25 protein-coding genes are annotated in these 18,336 nt (G+C 54.4%); 7 read left to right on the top strand and 18 right to left on the bottom strand.

What is annotated here, in order from left to right; genetic code table 11:
• Positions 1–64: 64 nt before the first annotated feature.
• The 4 genes from AFK66_RS14985 to AFK66_RS14970 form a co-directional block, all read right to left on the bottom strand.
• Entirely contained in the window at positions 65–475 is a 411-nt protein-coding gene (locus tag AFK66_RS14985; protein ID WP_023899314.1) for a lysozyme inhibitor LprI family protein, read from the bottom strand.
• 66 nt (positions 476–541) lie between these two features.
• Entirely contained in the window at positions 542–1,003 is a 462-nt protein-coding gene (locus AFK66_RS14980) for a lysozyme inhibitor LprI family protein (RefSeq protein WP_007777976.1), read from the bottom strand.
• Between the two features lie 43 nt (positions 1,004–1,046).
• Positions 1,047–1,490 (bottom strand): lysozyme inhibitor LprI family protein, encoded by a 444-nt coding sequence (locus AFK66_RS14975; protein WP_014729520.1) that lies wholly within the window; start codon positions 1,488–1,490, stop codon positions 1,047–1,049.
• The gene (locus tag AFK66_RS14970) at positions 1,487–2,425 is read right to left on the bottom strand and encodes a peptidoglycan-binding protein (protein ID WP_007777971.1); all 939 of its coding nucleotides are present in this window, start codon (positions 2,423–2,425) and stop codon (positions 1,487–1,489) included. The genes AFK66_RS14975 and AFK66_RS14970 overlap by 4 nt, the downstream gene beginning before the upstream one ends.
• A 134-nt stretch (positions 2,426–2,559) precedes the next feature.
• On the opposite strand from AFK66_RS14970, the gene AFK66_RS23190 reads away from it, so the two are divergent.
• From AFK66_RS23190 to AFK66_RS14960, 3 genes are all read left to right on the top strand, one after another.
• A complete protein-coding gene (locus AFK66_RS23190) occupies positions 2,560–2,772 on the top strand; it encodes a DUF1493 family protein (protein ID WP_071603059.1) in 213 nt (70 codons plus the stop codon).
• Positions 2,747–3,217 carry a putative T6SS immunity periplasmic lipoprotein gene (locus tag AFK66_RS23055; RefSeq protein WP_007777966.1) on the top strand — a complete coding sequence of 157 codons (471 nt, stop codon included), beginning with the start codon at positions 2,747–2,749 and terminating at the stop codon, positions 3,215–3,217. Before AFK66_RS23190 ends, AFK66_RS23055 begins: the two co-directional genes overlap by 26 nt.
• Positions 3,218–3,318: 101 nt before the next feature.
• Positions 3,319–3,600 carry a hypothetical protein gene (locus AFK66_RS14960; RefSeq protein WP_007777964.1) on the top strand — a complete coding sequence of 94 codons (282 nt, stop codon included), beginning with the start codon at positions 3,319–3,321 and terminating at the stop codon, positions 3,598–3,600.
• A gap of 10 nt (positions 3,601–3,610) precedes the next feature.
• Here the strand turns inward: AFK66_RS14960 and pepT are convergent, their stop codons facing one another.
• Entirely contained in the window at positions 3,611–4,840 is a 1,230-nt protein-coding gene (pepT, locus tag AFK66_RS14955) for a peptidase T (RefSeq protein ID WP_007777961.1), read from the bottom strand.
• A gap of 117 nt (positions 4,841–4,957) precedes the next feature.
• Between pepT and AFK66_RS14950 the strand changes: the two genes are divergently transcribed.
• Positions 4,958–6,553, top strand: coding sequence for an ABC transporter substrate-binding protein (locus AFK66_RS14950; RefSeq protein WP_007777959.1), 1,596 nt, complete (start codon positions 4,958–4,960; stop codon positions 6,551–6,553).
• A gap of 33 nt (positions 6,554–6,586) precedes the next feature.
• On the opposite strand, the gene AFK66_RS14945 is transcribed toward AFK66_RS14950, so the two are convergent.
• From AFK66_RS14945 to AFK66_RS22770, 12 genes are all read right to left on the bottom strand, one after another.
• Complete coding sequence (locus tag AFK66_RS14945; RefSeq protein ID WP_023899308.1) at positions 6,587–7,048, bottom strand: DUF3828 domain-containing protein; 462 nt, start codon at positions 7,046–7,048, stop codon at positions 6,587–6,589.
• Positions 7,049–7,104: 56 nt separating this feature from the next.
• Entirely contained in the window at positions 7,105–7,536 is a 432-nt protein-coding gene (locus tag AFK66_RS21590) for a lysozyme inhibitor LprI family protein (RefSeq protein WP_069955923.1), read from the bottom strand.
• Positions 7,533–8,453 (bottom strand): peptidoglycan-binding protein, encoded by a 921-nt coding sequence (locus tag AFK66_RS14935; protein WP_023899306.1) that lies wholly within the window; start codon positions 8,451–8,453, stop codon positions 7,533–7,535. The genes AFK66_RS21590 and AFK66_RS14935 overlap by 4 nt, the downstream gene beginning before the upstream one ends.
• 225 nt (positions 8,454–8,678) lie before the next feature.
• A complete protein-coding gene (gene pqqF / locus AFK66_RS14930) occupies positions 8,679–10,826 on the bottom strand; it encodes a pyrroloquinoline quinone biosynthesis protein PqqF (RefSeq protein WP_023899305.1) in 2,148 nt (715 codons plus the stop codon).
• Positions 10,823–11,959: a pyrroloquinoline quinone biosynthesis protein PqqE gene (pqqE, locus tag AFK66_RS14925; protein WP_023899304.1), complete on the bottom strand. Its 1,137-nt coding sequence runs from the start codon at positions 11,957–11,959 to the stop codon at positions 10,823–10,825. Before pqqE ends, pqqF begins: the two co-directional genes overlap by 4 nt.
• Positions 11,952–12,230 carry a pyrroloquinoline quinone biosynthesis peptide chaperone PqqD gene (gene pqqD, locus AFK66_RS14920; RefSeq protein ID WP_004387128.1) on the bottom strand — a complete coding sequence of 93 codons (279 nt, stop codon included), beginning with the start codon at positions 12,228–12,230 and terminating at the stop codon, positions 11,952–11,954. Before pqqD ends, pqqE begins: the two co-directional genes overlap by 8 nt.
• Positions 12,230–12,985 carry a pyrroloquinoline-quinone synthase PqqC gene (gene pqqC / locus AFK66_RS14915; protein WP_007781046.1) on the bottom strand — a complete coding sequence of 252 codons (756 nt, stop codon included), beginning with the start codon at positions 12,983–12,985 and terminating at the stop codon, positions 12,230–12,232. The genes pqqD and pqqC overlap by 1 nt, the downstream gene beginning before the upstream one ends.
• A gap of 8 nt (positions 12,986–12,993) precedes the next feature.
• Positions 12,994–13,902 (bottom strand): pyrroloquinoline quinone biosynthesis protein PqqB, encoded by a 909-nt coding sequence (gene pqqB / locus AFK66_RS14910; protein ID WP_007781049.1) that lies wholly within the window; start codon positions 13,900–13,902, stop codon positions 12,994–12,996.
• A 57-nt stretch (positions 13,903–13,959) separates the two neighbouring features.
• Positions 13,960–14,037, bottom strand: coding sequence for a pyrroloquinoline quinone precursor peptide PqqA (pqqA, locus tag AFK66_RS21585; RefSeq protein WP_004387125.1), 78 nt, complete (start codon positions 14,035–14,037; stop codon positions 13,960–13,962).
• Positions 14,038–14,148: 111 nt separating this feature from the next.
• Entirely contained in the window at positions 14,149–15,207 is a 1,059-nt protein-coding gene (locus AFK66_RS14905) for a dipeptidase (protein ID WP_032983603.1), read from the bottom strand.
• Between the two features lie 136 nt (positions 15,208–15,343).
• Positions 15,344–15,616, bottom strand: coding sequence for a hypothetical protein (locus AFK66_RS14900; RefSeq protein WP_032968682.1), 273 nt, complete (start codon positions 15,614–15,616; stop codon positions 15,344–15,346).
• Entirely contained in the window at positions 15,591–15,752 is a 162-nt protein-coding gene (locus AFK66_RS22770; protein ID WP_007781059.1) for a hypothetical protein, read from the bottom strand. The genes AFK66_RS14900 and AFK66_RS22770 overlap by 26 nt, the downstream gene beginning before the upstream one ends.
• Positions 15,753–16,222: 470 nt before the next feature.
• On the opposite strand from AFK66_RS22770, the gene AFK66_RS14895 reads away from it, so the two are divergent.
• Positions 16,223–17,026, top strand: coding sequence for a DUF3289 family protein (locus AFK66_RS14895; RefSeq protein WP_032967931.1), 804 nt, complete (start codon positions 16,223–16,225; stop codon positions 17,024–17,026).
• Positions 17,019–17,465 (top strand): DUF943 family protein, encoded by a 447-nt coding sequence (locus tag AFK66_RS14890; protein ID WP_032967933.1) that lies wholly within the window; start codon positions 17,019–17,021, stop codon positions 17,463–17,465. Before AFK66_RS14895 ends, AFK66_RS14890 begins: the two co-directional genes overlap by 8 nt.
• Before the next feature lie 50 nt (positions 17,466–17,515).
• Here AFK66_RS14890 and AFK66_RS14885 read toward each other — a convergent pair whose 3' ends face one another.
• Positions 17,516–17,710: a hypothetical protein gene (locus AFK66_RS14885; RefSeq protein ID WP_007781062.1), complete on the bottom strand. Its 195-nt coding sequence runs from the start codon at positions 17,708–17,710 to the stop codon at positions 17,516–17,518.
• 111 nt (positions 17,711–17,821) lie between these two features.
• Here AFK66_RS14885 and AFK66_RS14880 point away from each other — a divergent pair, with 111 nt between their 5' ends.
• Positions 17,822–18,118, top strand: coding sequence for a hypothetical protein (locus tag AFK66_RS14880; RefSeq protein ID WP_004386323.1), 297 nt, complete (start codon positions 17,822–17,824; stop codon positions 18,116–18,118).
• Positions 18,119–18,336: the final 218 nt, after the last annotated feature.

Genomic DNA, 18,336 nt, shown 5'->3' with positions numbered 1-18,336 from the left:
ATTAACGATAGGGTTTGATTAACCCTCAGGAATAAAGAGTGTAATTGATTTAAAAGGTTTTTATCTATTTAATACGCTGTCTGTTCATATTGATATTATAGGCCGTGGCGGCATTCCCCAGGTAGTGCGTGCTCGCTGCTTCTGCCACTGCAACGACGCAATAATCATCACGATATCTGAGCCATTCGGCCTGGCTTCTTTTGAATAATTCAATAATCCGTTTTTTGCGGTCTTCATCGCCCATCCACCATTTGGTGTAATCAAAGTTCTCCATCTCTTTAAGCTTGTCCGCATAAGCCTTATTGAGCGCCCCGGTGGATTTATCATCAATGTCGCCTAAGCATTCGCTGTTCTCGTCGCCATATTGATCTTCGCAGGCTTTCACTTCGTCGTTTCTTATTACGTTTGCTGTCTCAGCCGCCAGCGAAGCGTGGCTGACCAGCAGCGCAGAAATGATAAAAATGATTTTTTTCATTGCGGTAATTCCTTTACTTTTATCCTTTATCTCCGCGTTACATGCAGTCTGTAGAGAGCGTAATTATCAGGGGCTTAGCCCGTACAGACTTTCAATCTCATGCTGCCGTGCATGATTCATGTCGATAACACACTGAGTTTCAAGGTCGTACTGCGTGGGTGCCCATTCCCCGACAAGAGAAGCGCGCGCCGCACAGAATGCCTCTCTGGATTGCAGCCAGAGCGCCTGTGAGCGCGCAAACCTTTCCCGGAAGACGGCGCTCATCGTCACGCCTCCCAAATCGTTTAATTTGAAGGGAACGTCATAATTGTTATCAACCGTTTTATAGAGCCGTTCAATGGCTTTACTGAGCGCCTCATCAGAACGTTCTTTCGCCTGCGCTTTGCACTCTGACTGGCTTTTCCCGTCTTCTGCATATTCCGGCAGAGAAAAGCAGGGAGCGAGTTCTTTACCAAACTGAAAAGAAACGGCCTGTGCGGCAGCAGGAATAAAAGGCATCGCGATGAGAAGTGCCTTTATTAATTTCATCTTTTTATCAGGCTCCGTTGGGGTAGCGTTCCTTCATAATCCTTCACCGTTTCATCTCAACCTCTGTCAACTGTATCTCTTTGATGCGCCGTTTGTTCATATTGATGTTACAGCCTACCGACGCCGCACCGAGAAAGTGAGTACCCTGGGCTGCGGTAGTCGCTACGTCGCAGTAACCGTCCCGGTAGGTCAGCCAGTCACGCTGGCTTTTGCGAAAGGCCTCAATCATCCTTTTTTTACGGTCTTCATCGCCCATCCACCATTTGGTGTAATCAACACGCTCCAGCGATTTAAGCTTCGTCTCATACGCCTTTTTGAGTTCGGCTTCGGTTTTATCGTTGAGATCTTCCAGACACTCGCTGCTGAACTCGTAATACTTATCTAAGCACTGGTCGACGGCGTTATCAGAAGTAATGTCTTTTTCATCTGCCGCCAGCGAAGCGGTAGCTATCATTAACAACGGGATTATTGCCAGGATCCTCTTCATTTTTGCAGATTCCTTATTCTTATTTGTGTTCTTTGCGCGTCGCGTCTTGAGCTTACGTCATTTCGAAGATAAGTAATGATTTCATTCCTGCTACCGCCTTTCGCTATAATTGCCACCATCTCTTTTGCGGTAACATTACCCTGAAAAATGGTGTCGATAAATGTATCTCTAATCACGGTATCAATGCCGCTCCAGGGTAACGCATTCGGTATATTTAAATGACGGACATGTCGGTCATAAACCTCCTTAGCATATATGACCTTTTCCTGATACGCGATTTCAAATAACCGAATTTGTTGCTGATGCGTAATCTCGCCTACCAGAGGCCCATAAAATTGAACAAACGTCTCCGCTTCTCGTCCGGTCAGATAAGCGGCTTTAGAGCAAATGACAGCCTTATATTCCTCAATATCTGCGTGTCGCAGCGTAGCGAGTATTTCGCCGGCGCTGCGCTTCTTCATATCAAACCCTCGCCCAAGCGTTACACCAGACTCAAACCTGGGATGGTGGAGTATCCTCGAAAATTGCAGCTGATGTTTTGGTTGTCTGAAAGGCGCAACGGCGGTGATGTAATCCACGCCTTCACTGTCAAACGTCGTCTGGCCTTGCCGGACAATAAGGGGCCCTGCGACATGCCGTGGCCGCCAGCGGGGCGTCGTGGCTTCATGCAGGGCATGCATAAACCAGTAATCAATCGGATGAATCAGCCCGGATGGTTTCATATTCAGTAAGCGCTGATACCAGTAAATGGCCTCCTGCGTTTGCAAATCACAGCGTCCATTTACGGTAATGTATCTCCCCGTCGTTTGACTGTAACCCGCATCGGCGATGAGTTTTTGCAGTGTTTTAACTTCATCCGGATTATTCGTTCCACAGAAGCCAACCGAACCTGTGAGTCTGAATACCCTCGGATTAGGGTAATGACGTTTTGGCATATTTTTCTCCCTGCCTGCCTGACAATCCGTTATTCCCGGGATGGTAGGCAGCGGGAGTGAACAGAAATATGATTCCTGTCATTCTTTAAAAGGCTATTATACCGTTAAGCATTCAATGCTAATGCTATTAGCGGATGCCGTTAATGGAATCGGTTATACATCTTATGAATGCTTTTTATATTTTCAGTTGGCTGGGGCATAGTGATTTAATAAATATTATGAAGCTTCTGCTTCCCGCCTCAATGCGCGTAAAGCGCGTTGCGCCAGCGCTATTAACGCTGCGTATGCTTGCTGAATCCGCAAAGGCGGGCCACTGGCTTTATGGGCAATCAACCGACTGCAACTGATAAAGCCGGCGTCTCCCGGCCTTTGTATGTGGCGCAGGGCAGAAAAAATCATTTACGGAAGAAAGCGCGCATGATCCGAAGAGGCCTCTGTACCTCGGTATTGTTCTTTATGCTGGCAGGCTGTGTCACGTTGCCGCCGAGGCATACGGCCAGCGTGACAGCGGACAGGGGAAATATTTGCATCCGCGTGCCGGCACAACAGGGCGAAAGGCTCGACTGGATGGAAATCATGGAAAGCGCTAAGCCCTCCAGCACTATTATTCATTATGACGTTGCTCACCCGGTTTGGGTTGCCGACGTGGAGTGTTTACCCGTTAAAGGGTTTCACTTCGTTGCAGGAAAATCTTATACAGTGCTGATTGCGACCGTTATCAACGCGAAAGACGCGCGTCAGTACCAATCAACATTTACAACGGGGCAAGGGCTGGCTGTCATTCAGGAATAATCGAACATGCAGGCGCTATATAACACGTTGAAACAACGTGACGGCAACCCGCACGGCCTGGCATAGTATATAACCCGATAAGGTTTGGATGGTCTGCAACAGTGATCAGTAAATACGAAGCCCTGCGCATCGCAAAAGCCTGTGCGAAACAGTATCGCTTAAGCTGGAATGAGAAAAACCTGACGGTAACGAAAGGCCGGCTTGATGAAACGCCCTGTTTTATTGTGTCGACGCTCGACGACGGTATGGCAGAAACCGGCGCCTGGATGGATTTTGTCTTTTCTACGCCGGTGCGGTTTTACATCGATGCGTTAAACGGCACGTTTTTGGGGTATGAAGCAGGCAACCGCGGCGTGAACCGGGTCAGGCCTGCGTCATCTTAAGTATCTGAAGTTACGCCGCCGCCAGCAAACAGATCTTCAGCGCCACGTTATACGACGCCTCAAACGATTTCACCGGCAGAAACTCAAAGCGCGAATGGAAGTTATGCGCGCCGGTAAAAAAGTTCGGCGTTAACAGGCCTTTCGCGGAGAGCGCCGCGCCGTCGGTGCCGCCGCGCATCGGAATGGTTTTCGGCGCAATGTCGAGCGCCTCCAGCGCCTGGTAAATCAGGTCAATCGGGCGGCGGTCGTCGCCAATCGCATTGCTGATATTGCTGTAAACGTCGCTGATGGCGATTTCCACTTTCGCGGTCGGGTGCGCGGCGGCGATTTTCTGCGCCACGTCATGCAGCTGCTGTTTACGGCGCTCAAAGGCCTGGAGGTCGAAATCGCGGATGCTGGCGTTCAGCGTCGCGCTGTTCTGGCTCGCCTGCATGCCGTTAAACCACACATAGCCTTCGCGCCCGGCGGTGTGCTCCGGCGTCTCCTGGCGGTCGAAGTGGCTGATAAAATCGGTCGCCATCAGCAGCGGGTTCACCAGCACGCCTTTCGAGGCCATCGGGTGCGCCGTCACGCCGGTAAAGCGGATCTCCGCCTGCGCCGCGTTAAAGTTCTCATACACCACTTCGCCCAGCTCGCAGCAGTCGATGGTATAGGCGAAATCCACGTCAAAACACGCGAGATCCAGCGCCTTCGCGCCGCGCAGGCCAATCTCTTCGTCCGGCACAAACGCTACAACAATATCGCCGTGGCGCATCTCAGGCGTCAGGTTCTCCAGCAGCGTCATCACCACCGTCACCGCCGCTTTGTTATCCGCGCCGAGCACACTGGTGCCGTCGCTGAAAATAATCTCTTCGTTCGGGTAAGCGGTTATCTCCGGGTGTTCTGCCACCCGCAGCCAGATATCTTCTCTGGCGTTCAGGCAGAGATCTTCACCGGTAAACGTCAGGATCTGTGGATGAATCTCCGGTGACAATCCGACGTCCACAGTGTCGATATGCGTGATAAAACCGATGCGCGGCGCGCCCGGCACCGTGCCCTTTTTCACGGCGGTGACGGTCGCGTGTTCATCAATAACAACTTGCGTGAGGCCCAGTGTTTGCAGCTCCCCGGCGAGGGCGCGTGCCATCTCGTGCTGGCCCGGCGTGCTGGGCAGCGTGGTGGCGGACGCATCACTCTGGCTGGTGATTGCCAGGTAGCGAAAAAAGCGGCGGGTTAATTGACTGCCGAGCGGTGATGGCATGGTGGATCCTTCTTTATTTGTGTTATCAGGTGTTTGCGTTGTGCTTTTAATGTTATTGATGAAGTGACAAAGAATCAGAATCCTTTGGCACGAAATAAAAAACATAAAGGAATTACGATGATTAGCAAGCACACGATTCACGCGCTGGCGCTCGCCGCCCTTACCACCAGCGCCGCGGCAGGCGCGAGCACGCTGGTGTATTGCTCTGAGGGCTCGCCGGAGAACTTTAACCCGCAGTTGTATACCTCCGGCACCAGCGTCGATGCCAGCGCCGTGCCGGTCTATAACCGCCTGGTGGATTTTAAAACCGGCACCACCGAACTTGTGCCGAGCCTGGCGGAGCGCTGGGAGGTCAGCGACGACGGTAAAACATACACCTTCCATCTGCGCAAGGGCGTGAAATTCCAGAGCAACAAATATTTCAAACCGACGCGCGATTTCAACGCCGACGACGTCATCTTCTCGTTTATGCGCCAGAAGGATCCGAAACACCCGTATCACAACGTCTCGAACGGCAACTACTCCAACTTTGAAAGTCTGGAGTTCGGCAAGCTCATCACAGCTATCGATAAAGTGGATGACCACACCGTGCGCTTTACGCTGGCCCACCCGGAGGCGCCGTTCGTGGCGGATCTCGGCTGGTATTTCGCGTCAATTCTGTCGGCGGAATATGCCGATGCGATGCTGAAAGCCGGCACGCCGGAGCGGGTGGACATGGATCCGATCGGCACCGGGCCGTTTAAACTCGCGCAGTACCAGAAAGATTCACGCATCCTGTTTACGGCGTTTGACCAGTACTGGCAGGGCAAAGCGAAGCTCGACCGGCTGGTGTTCAGCATCACCCCGGACGCCTCGGTGCGCTACGCCAAACTTGAGAAAAACGAGTGCCAGGTGATGCCGTTCCCCAACCCGGCGGATCTGCCGCGCATGAAGCAGAACCCGGATCTCACGCTGATGAGCAAATCGGGGCTGAATACCGGTTTCCTTGCGTTTAACACCCAGAAACCGCCGCTCGATAACGTCAAAGTGCGCCAGGCGCTGGCGATGGCCATCAACAAGCCCGCGATCATTAACGCCGTTTTCCAGGGCACCGGGACGGCCGCGAAAAACCTCCTGCCGCCGGGCGTCTGGAGCGCGGATCAGGGGCTTAAAGATTACGACTACGCGCCGGAGCAGGCCAAAGCGCTGCTGAAAGCGGCGGGGATGCCGGATGGCTTCAGCATCGATCTCTGGGCGATGCCGGTGCAGCGGCCCTATAACCCGAACGCCAAACGCATGGCGGAGATGATCCAGGCCGACTGGGCGAAAATCGGCGTCAAGGCGCACATCGTCACCTATGAGTGGGGCGAATATTTAAAACGCGTGAAAGGCGGCGAGCATCAGGCGGCGCTGATGGGCTGGACGACCGCGACCGGAGACCCGGATAACTTCTTCGGCCCGCTCTTTACCTGTCAGTCCGCCAACGGCGGCTCGAATTCCGCGAAGTGGTGCTATGCGCCGTTCGATAAGCTCATCAGCGAGGCGAAAGCCACCAGAGATCGGCCGAAGCGTGAAGCGCTCTATCGTGAGGCGCAGCAGATGATGCACGATCAAATGCCCGCCGTGATGATCGCCCACTCGACGATCTTCGAGCCGGTACGCAAAAACGTTACCGGTTATGAAGTCGATCCGTTCGGCAAACATATTTTTTATCAAGTGGATCTTAAGAAATAAGCCTGCGAAACCGCCTCTGCGGAGGCGGTTTTATCATGGCGACGCACGGGGGAGATTACGCGAAAACGCCACATTCGCCACTGACTGCACTTTCCAGGCATTCCCTTCTTTGACCATGCAATCAATCACCATGTGATCCTGTTTTGCGCCAAACGCGATATAGACCTGCTCGCAGGCCGCATCGACATCGCTGGCGACGGCGGTTATCTGCTGCCAGTCATCGCCCACGCCCTGCGCTTTGATAAACATATCCACGTCCGGGACGTCATATTCATTAGGATCCAGGGCCGCCTGCGCTTTAAGTTTTTGAAGGGTGCCGGACGTAACATAACGGCTCAGCCCGGCATAATCGCTCAGCGGCGCTTTGCCCTGGCTTAACGCCGCAACGTACCACTGGTTAAACTGCACGGCGGCCCGCACGGGCGCGGGCAACTCGTCTGGCGCGGCCTGCGAAACCAGCGGCCAGAGTAAGGCGATAAAGAGGCGTTTTTTCATTTCCGTTCCTTAGAAATGCGTTTTCTTTTTAGATTTACCCAATCAACAAAGCGCCATTATTCTGCCGGGGCAGGCTGAATCGCCGATAACGCTTTTTCCCGTTCGCTATTCATATTCAGGATGCAACTCAGCATATTCTCGCTGAAGGCATGGGTTCCTTGATCGGCGGTTGTCACCAGCCCGCAATAGTCATCCCGGTACGACAGCCAGGCCGCCTGATTCTTCTTAAGCGTGGAAATCATCTGGTCTTTTTGCGCCTGAGTGCCTCTCCACCATCGGGTAAAATCGAAAGCGTTAATCTCGCTGAGTTTCGCCTCAAAAGCATTCTTTAACGCTCTCTGAGAACGATCGTTTAGCGTGCCCAGGCATTCATCACTGTTTTCACCATACTGTTTTATGCAGCGCTCAACGTCCGGGTGGTGAAGAGGCGTCGCTGCGGCTGTCACGTATAACGAGCATAAACTGATTAAAAATAAGAATCTTTTCACTGAAGATACCTCAGCCTTAGGGCCAGTCTTTGAGCGTCTTTTTTCTGATAAATGTCATTGCGAAGATAGTCTATAATATCACTTCTGCTTTGGCCTTTAGCTATAATTATTGACATTTCATTCGCGGTGTTATTTCCCTGGTAAATTGTATCTACAAATACGTCGCGAATCCTTAGCTCAATCTGTTCCCAGCTAAGTGCATTTTTTATATTAGCAACGCTACGGTTATAAACGTTTTTTGCATAATCCTTTTTTTCCTTATAAGATAATTCAAAAAGCCTTATTTGCTGTTGATGTGTTATCTCACCAACCAGTGGTCCATAAAGCTCAATAAAAGAGGCGGCTTTTTTACCAGATAAAAAAGAGGCTTTAGCACAAATCTGCGATTTATATTCTTCGATCCCAGCCAGTCTTAAAGTAAATAATATTTCACCTGCGCTTCTCTTTTTCATATCATAGCCTCGGCCTATCGTTACACCTGAACCAATGCTGGGATGATGTAATATACGAGAAAAGCATGGCATACGAGTTGGCTGTCGGAAAGGATCAACGGCAGTAATATAATCTATGCCTTCATAATCAAACGTAAGTTGCCCTTCTTTTACTGACAACACGCCGTTGCTTGAATGGTTTCGTCTCGAAGAAGAAGCATTCTCCATAGCCTCAACAAACCAGATATCCGTGGGATTAACCAGGCCAGTAACAGAAATATTCAAAAGTCGCTGATACCATCTGATAGCCTCTATCGTGTCAGCAGAGCATTTACCATCACGCTTTATACTGCGGCCAGTGTTCCGACTGTACCCAGCCTCAATAATGTTTTCTTGAATCTTTGCAACATCCTCGGAGTTATTTGAGCCACATGTGCCGACAGAGCCGGTTAAACTAAAAATACGTGGTTTATGATAATACCTCATTGTTATTTCCTGTGTGAATTATATAGCTTAAAAATAAAAGCATGGTGATTGTGTTTGATGGGTAATATTTGCAACTCCAAATTTTCTGGAACTATTTTGATTGCTTTATTAAGTAAGCTCATGATGTAGATCAATAATTAAAGAACAATAAAAAGGGGGGGCTTATTCGTCATCGACGAAGTTTTTTGGGGGGGATCGGAATATATTATTCAGAATTATATTAAGTTATCGCTCCGCGCCTTCTCCCGCCACGCTGCCCACCCACGCTTTTTGCGTAACGGCGCGCCACGCCTCACTCTGGCCTTCAAAAAACGCGGTGGTTTCGTGCAACAGCGCATCTGGTGACAGATGCGGCGACTGCAACAGCGCCAGCAGCCCTTCGTAGCCTGCGCAGGCGTGCCACTGGCACTGCGCCACGTAACCGATATTTTTCTCCACCCGCATATGCTGGAAAAACGGGGCGTGAAGCGCGGTGACGGCCTCGCGCTGTGATGCCGCAAGCGGCACGAAAAGGAGCAGGGCGCTGTCGGTGCCGTTCGCGGGCAGGGTAAAACGGTGCGGCGCGGGCAGCGGGCGCGGCGGCTTCGGGGTGACGAGCGGGAAGGGGAAATCGCTTAAGCGGCGCGCGAGCGCGTCGCGCAGCAGCGGGCCGCCGCCGTCGAGCGTGGCCTGCCACGCCTGCGCTCTGGGCCCGCCTGACGCCATCAGCAGCTCGCGGGGAAGCTGCGCCAGCAACCGGCGTACCGCGATGGCCTGATCTTCCTGCGCCTGCGCGCGCGCCGCCAGCCTTCCGGCTTCGGCGCTGTAGCGATCATCCGGCTCCCAGAGGTACGTCATCATCTCGGTCACCAGCATCATCATCAGCGCCTCGTCGCCGCAAAGCGCGATGCGCCAGCGCCCCTCAACAGTCCCGACGCGCAGCGCGCCGCCGCTCAAGCGCGCCCGGTCGCACAGCGGACGCAGACGCGCGAGCAGCTCCATGCCGCGACGATCGCTGACCCGCGTGCCCGGCGCGGGTTCAAGCGTCAGCGTGATGCTCTCTGCTTCCGGCCGCCATGCCAGCGGCGCGCTGTCGCCCGGCAGCGCCACGGAAAGCGGCGGCGGAAAGTGCGGCGCGGGCGCAAAGGATGGCGCAGGCGGCGCGTCATCCGGCGCAGCCGGGAAATCGCCCGTCGTGAGCGTCAGCCCCTGGGTCGTTACCGGCGCGCCGTGTACTTCAGGAGAGAGCCACAGGCGCGTCGGGCGCTGGGCCAGGAGCGTTGCCAGCAGCGGGCGCAGCGCGTGGCCTTCCACCGGCGGCAGGCCGAACGCGCGGGCACGCAGCGCGTCCATCGGCGCGAGCGCATTAACGTCTTCGTCGGCGAGGCGCAGTAGCGGCGACAGCGCGTCCTCCGGCAGCGCGGCAAGCGCCGCTATCCACTGGCGCACCAGCGCCTCCACGTGCGCCGGGTTCACGGCGTCACTGGCGAGCGCGAAAGAAAACCGCAGCCAGAGCGTGTCGTCATCCAGCGCATCGGCCTCAAGCGTGGCGTCATCGGCGAGCGTCTGCGCGCGCAGCGCGGCCATCAGCCCGCCGGGCGCTTCGCTGTGCAGGCACTGCTCCAGCATGCGCAGCGCCGGGCGCACGTCAGCAGGCAGCAAAAAGCTCAGTTCCAGCTGTGCAAAACCCGGTTGCGCCAGCGCGCCCGATGCGCCCGTGCGGGCGTCGATCGCGAGCGGCGCGACCACCCCCGGCCGGATACGCGCGGCGGCCTCGCAGGCAAGCTTCTCCAGCGTCTCCAGCGATTGCGGGCCGCAGAGCCACAGGTGCAGGTTCCCGGCATGATAGTGCTGCTCGTGAAAGGCTGTCAGTGCCGCGCGCAGCCGCGCCGGATCTTCGCCAAAAGCTCTCTTATTGCCGATGCGCAGCCGCGTGAGACGCGCATCGCCCGCCATTAACGCCAGCAGCGCCGCCTCGCGCCGGGTGGCGGCGTCCTGCGCCAGCAGCCGGTATTCGGCGTCGATCACCTGCGCCTCCTGCATCAGCGCCGCTGGCGTAAAGCAGGGGGCGGCGAGCATATCCGTCAGGCGCGCAAACCCGGGCGCGAGCGCCTGCGCAGGCACTTCAAAGAAAAACGCGGTCTGGCACAGCCGGGTGGAGGCGTTAAGCCGCCCGCCCTGGTCCGGCACCCAGCGCATCAGGCGCTTGTCATCCCGGTAGCCCTCGCTTTCGCGAAACAGCATATGCTCCAGCAGATGCGCGAGCCCCGGCCAGTCATCCGGTTCGTGCAGGCTGCCCGCGTTCACGCGCCACAGCGCCGCGGCCTGCGTGGCCTGCGGCTGGTGGATAAGCGTGATCGTGATACCGCTCTCAAGCCTGCGCGTTTGGATCATTGCGGCGTTTTGAAAATGAGTTGTGAGTTGGCGCGGTTGCGAAACCGCAGGTCGCCAATGCCCATCTGCGTGCGGTTGGCCGCCTCGCGCGCGGCGAGGATCGTGCCGTGGTGCGGCGATTTACTGCATACCGGGTCGGCGTTGGCCGCATCGCCGGTCAGCATAAACGCCTGGCAGCGACAGCCGCCGAAATCCTGCTCTTTTTCCGGGCAGGAGCGGCACGGCTCCGGCATCCAGTCGTTGCCGCGGTAGCGGTTAAACCCGAACGACTCATACCAGATATGCGACAGCGACTGCTCCAGCACCGACGGGAATTTCACCGGCAGCTGGCGCGCGCTGTGGCACGGCAGCGCGGTGCCTTCCGGCGTGACGGAGAGGAAAATCGCGCCCCAGCCGCCCATGCAGCCTTTCGGGCGCTCTTCGTAATAGTCCGGCGTTACAAACAGCAGGTTAGCGAGATTGCCGGTGTCGGCCATCTTCTCGCGGTAGTGTTTCACCACCTCCTCGGCGCGCGCGATCTGCTCGCGGGTCGGCAGCAGCCCTTCGCGGTTCAGGTGCGCCCAGCCGTAAAACTGGCAGATAGCCAGCTCCACATCGTCCGCGTCAAGCTGAATGGCGAGCTCGATAATGCGGTCGATCTGGTCGATGTTGTGGCGGTGCAGCACGAAGTTCAGCACCATCGGGTAGCCGAGCGCTTTTACCGCTTTCGCCATCGCGAGCTTCTGGTGGAACGCTTTTTCGTTACCCGCCAGCGCCGCGTTCAGCGTCTCGTCGCTCGCCTGGAAGCTTATCTGAATATGATCCAGCCCGGCGTCGGCGAAGGTCTGGAGTTTTTTCTCGGTAAGGCCGATGCCGGACGTGATCAGATTGGTGTAAAAGCCCATGCCGCGCGCGGCGGCGATAAGCTCCGGCAGATCTTTACGCACCAGCGGCTCGCCGCCGGAAAACCCGAGCTGCACCGCGCCCATGGCGCGCGCCTGGCGAAACACGTCAATCCACTGCTCCGTCGTCAGCTCATTCTCCTGGGCGGCGAAATCGAGCGGGTTTGAGCAATACGGGCATTGCAGCGGGCAGCGGTAGGTCAGCTCCGCCAGCAGCCACAGCGGCGGGTTTACGGGTTTCGCGTCACTCACGGAAAATCACCCACTTTTGTTGATACGCGAGGCCCAGAAAGCCCAGCACATCGTCGGTCAGCGGGGCGGCTTCCGGAAAGCGCGCTTCCAGCGTGTCGATTATCGCGCCCGCGGTCTGCTGGCCGTCCACCAGTTGCAGAATGGCGGCGGCGCTTTCGTTCAGCTTCGCCATGCCTTCCGGGTAGAGGATCACATGCGTGTTCTGCGCCTCTTCCCATTGCAGGCGGTAGCCGCGGCGAAATTGCGGAATATGATGGCGTTCAGGCTGCATCAGACCAGTCTCCGTTTGTGCCACACCGCCTCGCGGGTGACGGTGTGATAAGGCGCTCTGTCCAGCGTATAGGCCATGGTCATGGCGTCGAGCATGCTCCAGAGGATGTCGAGCTTAAACTGCAAAATCTCCAGCATTCGCTGCTGGCGCTCCATCGTGTTGCAGTATTCGAGTGCGAGCGAAAGCCCGTGTTCGACGTCGCGGCGTGCCTGGCTTAAGCGGCTGCGGAAGTAGTCATAGCCTTCCGCTTCAATCCAGGTGTAGTGCTGCGGCCAGCTGTCGAGACGCGCCTGATGGATCTGCGGGGCGAACAGCTCGGTCAGCGAACTGCACGCGGCCTCTTCCCAGCAGGCGCGGCGGGCGAAGTTTACATAGGCGTCCACCGCGAAGCGCACGCCCGGCAGCACGCGCTCTTCAGAGAGCAGCGACTCGCGCGACAGCCCGACCGCCTCGCCAAGACGCAGCCAGGCTTCAATGCCGCCTTCGCTGCCGTCATAGCCGTCGTGGTCGAGAATGCGCTGCACCCACTGGCGGCGCACTTCCGGGTGCGGACAGTTCGCCATAATGGCGGCGTCCTTGATGGGAATGCTGGTCTGGTAATAAAACCGGTTCGCCACCCAGCCCTGGATCTGCTCGCGGGTCGCCTCGCCGTTATGCATGGCGATGTGATAAGGGTGGTGAATGTGATAGAACGCGCCTTTCGCGCGCAGCGCCGCTTCGAACTCGTCGGGCGTCAGCAGTCGTTGCTCGGTCATAAAGCCTCTTATAGCGCGATTACCATCCCGTCGTGGCTCACCTCGATACCCTGCTGTTGCAGGGACTGGCGCTCCGGGGACTCCTCGTTGAGGATCGGGTTGGTATTGTTGATATGAATGAGAATTTTGCGCTCCGCGGGCAGGCGCGCCAGTAAGGCCGCCAGCCCCTGTTCTTCCGACAGCGCCAGATGGCCCATCGCTTTGCCGGTGTTATGGCCGACGCCGGTGGCGGCAAGCTCGTTGTCGCGCCACAGCGTGCCGTCAATCAGCAGCACGTCTGCGCGCTCAAGCCACGGCAGAATGGCGTCGTCCGGCTCGCCGAGGCCCGGCGCATAGAGCAGGCTTTTGCCGCCTTCTTCTTCGATAAACAGCGCGACGTTATGGCCCGGTAGCGGGCGGTCGCGGTACGGCGAGTAGGGCGGCGCGTTGCTCAGCAGCGGAATGGCGGTGAAAAAGACGCCAGGGCAGACCCGCACCTGAAAGCGCGACAGCGGCGCAATCGAGTGATGAATCAGCCCGCCGTTCCAGTGGGAGAGCATCGGGAAGACCGGAAAGCCGGTGCAGAGATCGTCATGCACTTCCGGCGTACACCAGACGTGGTGCGGGCAGCCTTCACGTAAATTGAGTAATCCCGCGCTGTGGTCTATCTGGCTGTCGGTGAGAATAATCGCGCCGATGCCGGTGCCGCGCAGCACCCCGGGATTATGCAATTCGGGTGAGGCGAGAAGCTGGTGGCAAATGTCGGGCGAGACGTTGCACAGCACCCAGTTTTTCCCGTCATCGCTGACGGCGATGGAAGACTGGGTACGCGCGGACGTTTTCATCGTGCCGTTACGCACGCCCTGGCAATTGGCGCAGTTGCAGTTCCACTGAGGGAAACCGCCGCCCGCCGCCGAGCCGAGAACTTTGATTTGCATGTGCAGAACCGGAAAGGAAAAGAGAAAAGGTGCCCGCGAAGCCGCGGGCACAGGCGATTAACGGTTGGAAATGTACAGGGTCACTTCCAGACCCAGGCGCAGGTCAACAAACGCAGGTTTAGTCCACTTGGTCATAGTCTTACTCCTCATATAACGGATGGTTTTTTACCATCCTGGTGAAACCGATTACCGGCGCGCTTATGTTGCGTAAATGTGATCGAGATCGCAACTTAAATGCTTATCCATTTATTGCGATTCTCCCCAGGCGAGCCTGAGCACGCGCAACCAGTTGCGCCAGGCGAGCTTTTCCAGCAGCGGCGCGTCGAAACCTGCCGCTGCCAGCGCCTGTATCAGACGCGGTAAACCGGTGACGTCGCCCATCGCATCCGGCAGGCTGATGCCGTCGAAATCCGATCCGAACGCCACCCGGTCTTCACCCAGTTTAGTAATCAGATACTCAACGTGCGTAACAATTTCGGATAAGGGCGTATCGCCGTTGCGTTGTCCGTCGGCGCGCAGAAAGGCGGTGCCGAAGTTCACGCCGACCAGACCGTCGCTGGCCTTAATGGCCGAGAGTTGCTCATCGGTGAGGTTGCGCGGCTGCGCGCAGAGCGCGTGCGCGTTGGAGTGGGTCGCCACCAGCGGCCCGCCGCCGATGGCCGCGGTATCGAAAAACGCTTTCTGATTCATATGCGAAACATCCACCAGCACATGGCGTTCGCGACAGGCGCGGATGAGCGCTTTACCCGCAGGCGTTAACCCGGCGCCGGTATCCGGCGAGCTGGGAAACGGCCCGCTGACCCCTTCGCCAAAAACGTTCGGCGTGTTCCAGAACGGCCCGATGCTGCGCACGCCCTGCGCGAGCAGGGCGTCGAGCGGCTCCAGTTGGGCGTCGATCGCCTGCGCGCCTTCGATATGCAACACCAGCGCCACCACGTCATCCGCCATGCACTGCTCGATATCCGCCACCGTCCGGCAGACGCGCATTTTCCCGCCGGAGGCCTGCGCCATCGCGTGAAACAGCCCAATCTGCGCCTGCGTGATGGCGAGCGGATCGTGCATCGTTTCGGCATCCGCCAGCGGCAGATTACGCATCTGCGCGACATACTCCGGCGGCGGCACAAACACCGCGAACAGCCCGCCGGCAAAGCCGCCCTGGCGCATCCGGGGATAATCCAGATGGCCGCCTTCAAGGCCGCTGAATACCGCCCCGACAGGCTCGGCCTCCGCGCGCAGCCACAGGCGCAGCAGCAGATCGTTATGGCCGTCAAACACGGGCGGGAAAGAAGTGTGAAGGGCGTGCATCGGCGCTCCGAAGTAAAAAAACGGTTAACCTATTGTGGCATGTGTGAAGGGCGGCTGCTTAAACGTGGGTGCGGTTTGGGGGAGGGGGGTTGAGGATATACGAACAAACCTGATGGGGGGAATCTCCTCGGGTAAACTATTTAGCGTGCGCAGCGTTATACCGTGATACCAGCCGCCGCCAGACGATTTTCATCAGAATAAATATTACCAGCGCGACGATGAAATCAGTCGTTGCCATCAGAAGCCACCATAATTGCTGGGCATTCAGGAAACCAAACCATTCTGCGCTCTCCACCAGCCAGTCAATTTCCTGTCGGGTAAGCGGGCGCCAGAAATGTACGAGAGGTATAGTGATCAGATAAAGCCCAACGAAAAGGAGAATATTAACCAACAGGACAATCGCTTTCATACGCCACCACTTTAATTTCTCCATAAGTCACGATGCCTTTCCCAGATACAACTTTATTAGTTGCCAGTAATGCATTGCGCAACACCGCAAAATCGGAAGAGTGCTTTTTATTGACCGAAAAGCGCCACAGCAGCATTCCTTTTTAATCATGCATTAACGTGAATCGTTCTCTGGTATGGTATAACGTGAGCTAACGGCGATATATTACTTTACTACTGAGACTATGTTGCCGTGAAACGCATGCTCTTCGCTGATTTAGGAATAACAATAAGGGGTTGCTGTTAGTAGTGGATTTACCAGGGGGGCGTCAGTAAGTGATATGCCTCATTGAATTTATAAATCAATGAGCTTAGCGATCATCAACATTGATGTTCGTTAAATAATTGAAAATTAATTCTCATGTGTGTTGAGCGCTGCTGCTGAAGCTGTCAATTCTGATGGATGGACTCATAATGGTAGGCTATTTTAAGAAAGAAATATATTTCTGATAATTATTTAAATATATTGTTTTTTGAGAGGCGTCATATTTCAAAACAAAGCGTTTGAGCCGCCTGGTAAAGTCGTATAATGATGTCTCACCCATGTGATTTAAAAGGATGTATATCAATGAGTGGACTAGCTCAGCCGTTAACTGTTTTTACAAGTCAAAAACCTTTTAACGATCGCAACGCTGATGATATGAAGTGTGGCGATCTGGATGAGAAAACGCTTAAGGAGCGTTTTAAACTGTATCAGGTGTCACCCTTTATTGATTATTGTACCTATCGCTCTCCCTATGATCACCCGGCGCTGCGCCGCCTTGCGCCTTATACGAAAGAAAGAGTGATAGAAATGCTTTTTAATGATATGAAAACACAGTCCAAAGCTTTCTCTTTTGTCGGCACATATAAAAGCCTTATCGCCAGATTAATTGACCATATGCATTACAAAGATGGTGCGGATTATTATGATTTGCAGATAAATGAAGCATATAGAAAAGTTATAATCCAGGATAAAAGTAATACAAGTGCAGTAGGTGCTATCAAATATATTCTTGACAGGCATAATTTTGATAAGCATGTGTTAACGAAAGAACATTTTACAAAGCCTTTTACGAGTATGCACTTGCCTAAATTTGTTGGATGGCAGTCATGCATTAACGGTTTGGGAATTTCCATACATGATGTTAATAGTACGGAAATTTCTATTGACTCGCTGGTTCTGAACAATAAAAAATACATTGCTGTTATTCGTTTTAAAGGTCAGGATCATTTTGGGCTTGATACTGATGATATCAGTAAAGTACAGTTTAATGCCTTTACTTTCTTTAGAATCTGGTTTGTCTTGCAAAGGTTCAATAAACTCGGCTTTAAACCATTTTTTACGAATTTTGAAGCTAAAGTAACCATTACAGGTGAATATAATGCTTAAGAAAATCCTTTTTGCTTTGTTGTTAATATGTATTACATGGTTTTGCTGGGATTTTTTTGCGCCAACAGAAATAATTAGGGTGGCTGATGGTAAAGTATATATTAATCATCCGCCGTTCACAGATCGGGGTAAGATTGACTGGTGGAATAAAAACAAAGATAACCTGCAAGAAAAATATCATTTAATCGATAACCCTGAAGACTTTACAATCACTATCATGTATTTCGGGGGGTATGTCGCTGCGCCGACAGGTAGTAACGATGGCACTATAGACGATTATAATTGTTTTGATGATATTAAAAGTGATAAAAATTGTATTTATAATGATGTCGTGATGAGGGTTGGGGGGGATTATAGTAGTAAAGTGTTTTTTGGTCTAAATGGTAAACTCTACAGACAAACCCCTGACGGTAAACTGACGCTACTTGAACGTAATTAAATGGTTAGCCTCTGCGCGCCAGTGGCGCAGAGGAATTATCTGTGAGCGGTTTATTGTTTAAACCTGATATAAGAGGGCACATATTTCACAAACCAGTACAGCACATGCACCAGCCACATAAACGTTAATGCGCCCGCGTGCTCGGGAACAACATAATGAAAAATAACACCACCGAGCACAATAAAGAAAAGGGCGACGTAAGGTAAATACGGCTCAATGAAAAAGAAAATAGCTTTTTTCAGCATGACGATTTCCCTTATTTATCTCACGTCCCGCGCTTCGGTTATTCTACACGGCTCCGGCACATTCCGCTTCCCTGTACTACCCTTTATTTTTAACCTGTTGAAGGAGGCACGATGGCACAGCCGCATCTGATCGATACCCTGGAATTTGGGCCGGAAAACGCGCCTGAGTGTAAATATGAAATCTACGGCGAGGATGACAAACAGCCGCAATATGCCACGCGGTTGGTGCGTGACGATAACGGTGAATGGCAGCCGCAGCAGGATGAGATCCGCTTTGCCGCGCAGCAGGAGCAGCAGGCCGCCAGCAGCACCATGGATTACGGCTACAGCGACGGCGCGCCGGAGCTGCGCGATTTGCTGGCCGAAGCGAAAGAACACTGCGAGCGCGACTGGCAATCGCGGCAGTAACGTCAGCCCCGCTGCGCCAGCGGCGGGAATTTTCATAAGCAAATACACCAGCGCGCTCTGTTTCCCCTCTCACTAAACCCGCCTCCCTTTTATTCCCTGCGATTTTACTTATCCCACAAAGCGTTATCTGCGCTCAATGCCGTACAGACCACGCCATCACACGTTCTGAAACCGCCATACGGTTAAGCGCCCGTGTTGACTTAATTTGTATAAAGCGT

It is taken from the genome of Cronobacter malonaticus LMG 23826 (genome assembly GCF_001277215.2).
Lineage (GTDB): Bacteria > Pseudomonadota > Gammaproteobacteria > Enterobacterales > Enterobacteriaceae > Cronobacter > Cronobacter malonaticus.
This window is presented reverse-complemented; position numbering and strand designations above follow the sequence as displayed.

What these genes read in the sequence shown, in the direction of transcription:
- AFK66_RS14895 (WP_032967931.1), top strand. Translation starts at nt 16,223, where the DNA reads ATGAGTGGACTAGCTCAGCCGTTAACTGTTTTTACAAGTCAAAAACCT.
- pqqA (WP_004387125.1), bottom strand. Translation starts at nt 14,037, where the DNA reads ATGACCAAGTGGACTAAACCTGCGTTTGTTGACCTGCGCCTGGGTCTG.
- pqqD (WP_004387128.1), bottom strand. Translation starts at nt 12,230, where the DNA reads ATGCAGCCTGAACGCCATCATATTCCGCAATTTCGCCGCGGCTACCGC.
- AFK66_RS14950 (WP_007777959.1), top strand. Translation starts at nt 4,958, where the DNA reads ATGATTAGCAAGCACACGATTCACGCGCTGGCGCTCGCCGCCCTTACC.
- AFK66_RS14890 (WP_032967933.1), top strand. Translation starts at nt 17,019, where the DNA reads ATGCTTAAGAAAATCCTTTTTGCTTTGTTGTTAATATGTATTACATGG.
- AFK66_RS14980 (WP_007777976.1), bottom strand. Translation starts at nt 1,003, where the DNA reads ATGAAATTAATAAAGGCACTTCTCATCGCGATGCCTTTTATTCCTGCT.
- pqqC (WP_007781046.1), bottom strand. Translation starts at nt 12,985, where the DNA reads ATGACCGAGCAACGACTGCTGACGCCCGACGAGTTCGAAGCGGCGCTG.
- AFK66_RS14985 (WP_023899314.1), bottom strand. Translation starts at nt 475, where the DNA reads ATGAAAAAAATCATTTTTATCATTTCTGCGCTGCTGGTCAGCCACGCT.
- AFK66_RS14970 (WP_007777971.1), bottom strand. Translation starts at nt 2,425, where the DNA reads ATGCCAAAACGTCATTACCCTAATCCGAGGGTATTCAGACTCACAGGT.
- AFK66_RS14935 (WP_023899306.1), bottom strand. Translation starts at nt 8,453, where the DNA reads ATGAGGTATTATCATAAACCACGTATTTTTAGTTTAACCGGCTCTGTC.
- AFK66_RS14945 (WP_023899308.1), bottom strand. Translation starts at nt 7,048, where the DNA reads ATGAAAAAACGCCTCTTTATCGCCTTACTCTGGCCGCTGGTTTCGCAG.
- AFK66_RS14880 (WP_004386323.1), top strand. Translation starts at nt 17,822, where the DNA reads ATGGCACAGCCGCATCTGATCGATACCCTGGAATTTGGGCCGGAAAAC.
- pqqF (WP_023899305.1), bottom strand. Translation starts at nt 10,826, where the DNA reads ATGATCCAAACGCGCAGGCTTGAGAGCGGTATCACGATCACGCTTATC.
- AFK66_RS23190 (WP_071603059.1), top strand. Translation starts at nt 2,560, where the DNA reads ATGCCGTTAATGGAATCGGTTATACATCTTATGAATGCTTTTTATATT.
- pepT (WP_007777961.1), bottom strand. Translation starts at nt 4,840, where the DNA reads ATGCCATCACCGCTCGGCAGTCAATTAACCCGCCGCTTTTTTCGCTAC.
- AFK66_RS14975 (WP_014729520.1), bottom strand. Translation starts at nt 1,490, where the DNA reads ATGAAGAGGATCCTGGCAATAATCCCGTTGTTAATGATAGCTACCGCT.
- AFK66_RS23055 (WP_007777966.1), top strand. Translation starts at nt 2,747, where the DNA reads ATGGGCAATCAACCGACTGCAACTGATAAAGCCGGCGTCTCCCGGCCT.
- AFK66_RS14900 (WP_032968682.1), bottom strand. Translation starts at nt 15,616, where the DNA reads ATGAAAGCGATTGTCCTGTTGGTTAATATTCTCCTTTTCGTTGGGCTT.
- AFK66_RS14905 (WP_032983603.1), bottom strand. Translation starts at nt 15,207, where the DNA reads ATGCACGCCCTTCACACTTCTTTCCCGCCCGTGTTTGACGGCCATAAC.
- pqqB (WP_007781049.1), bottom strand. Translation starts at nt 13,902, where the DNA reads ATGCAAATCAAAGTTCTCGGCTCGGCGGCGGGCGGCGGTTTCCCTCAG.
- AFK66_RS22770 (WP_007781059.1), bottom strand. Translation starts at nt 15,752, where the DNA reads ATGCTGCTGTGGCGCTTTTCGGTCAATAAAAAGCACTCTTCCGATTTT.
- AFK66_RS14885 (WP_007781062.1), bottom strand. Translation starts at nt 17,710, where the DNA reads ATGCTGAAAAAAGCTATTTTCTTTTTCATTGAGCCGTATTTACCTTAC.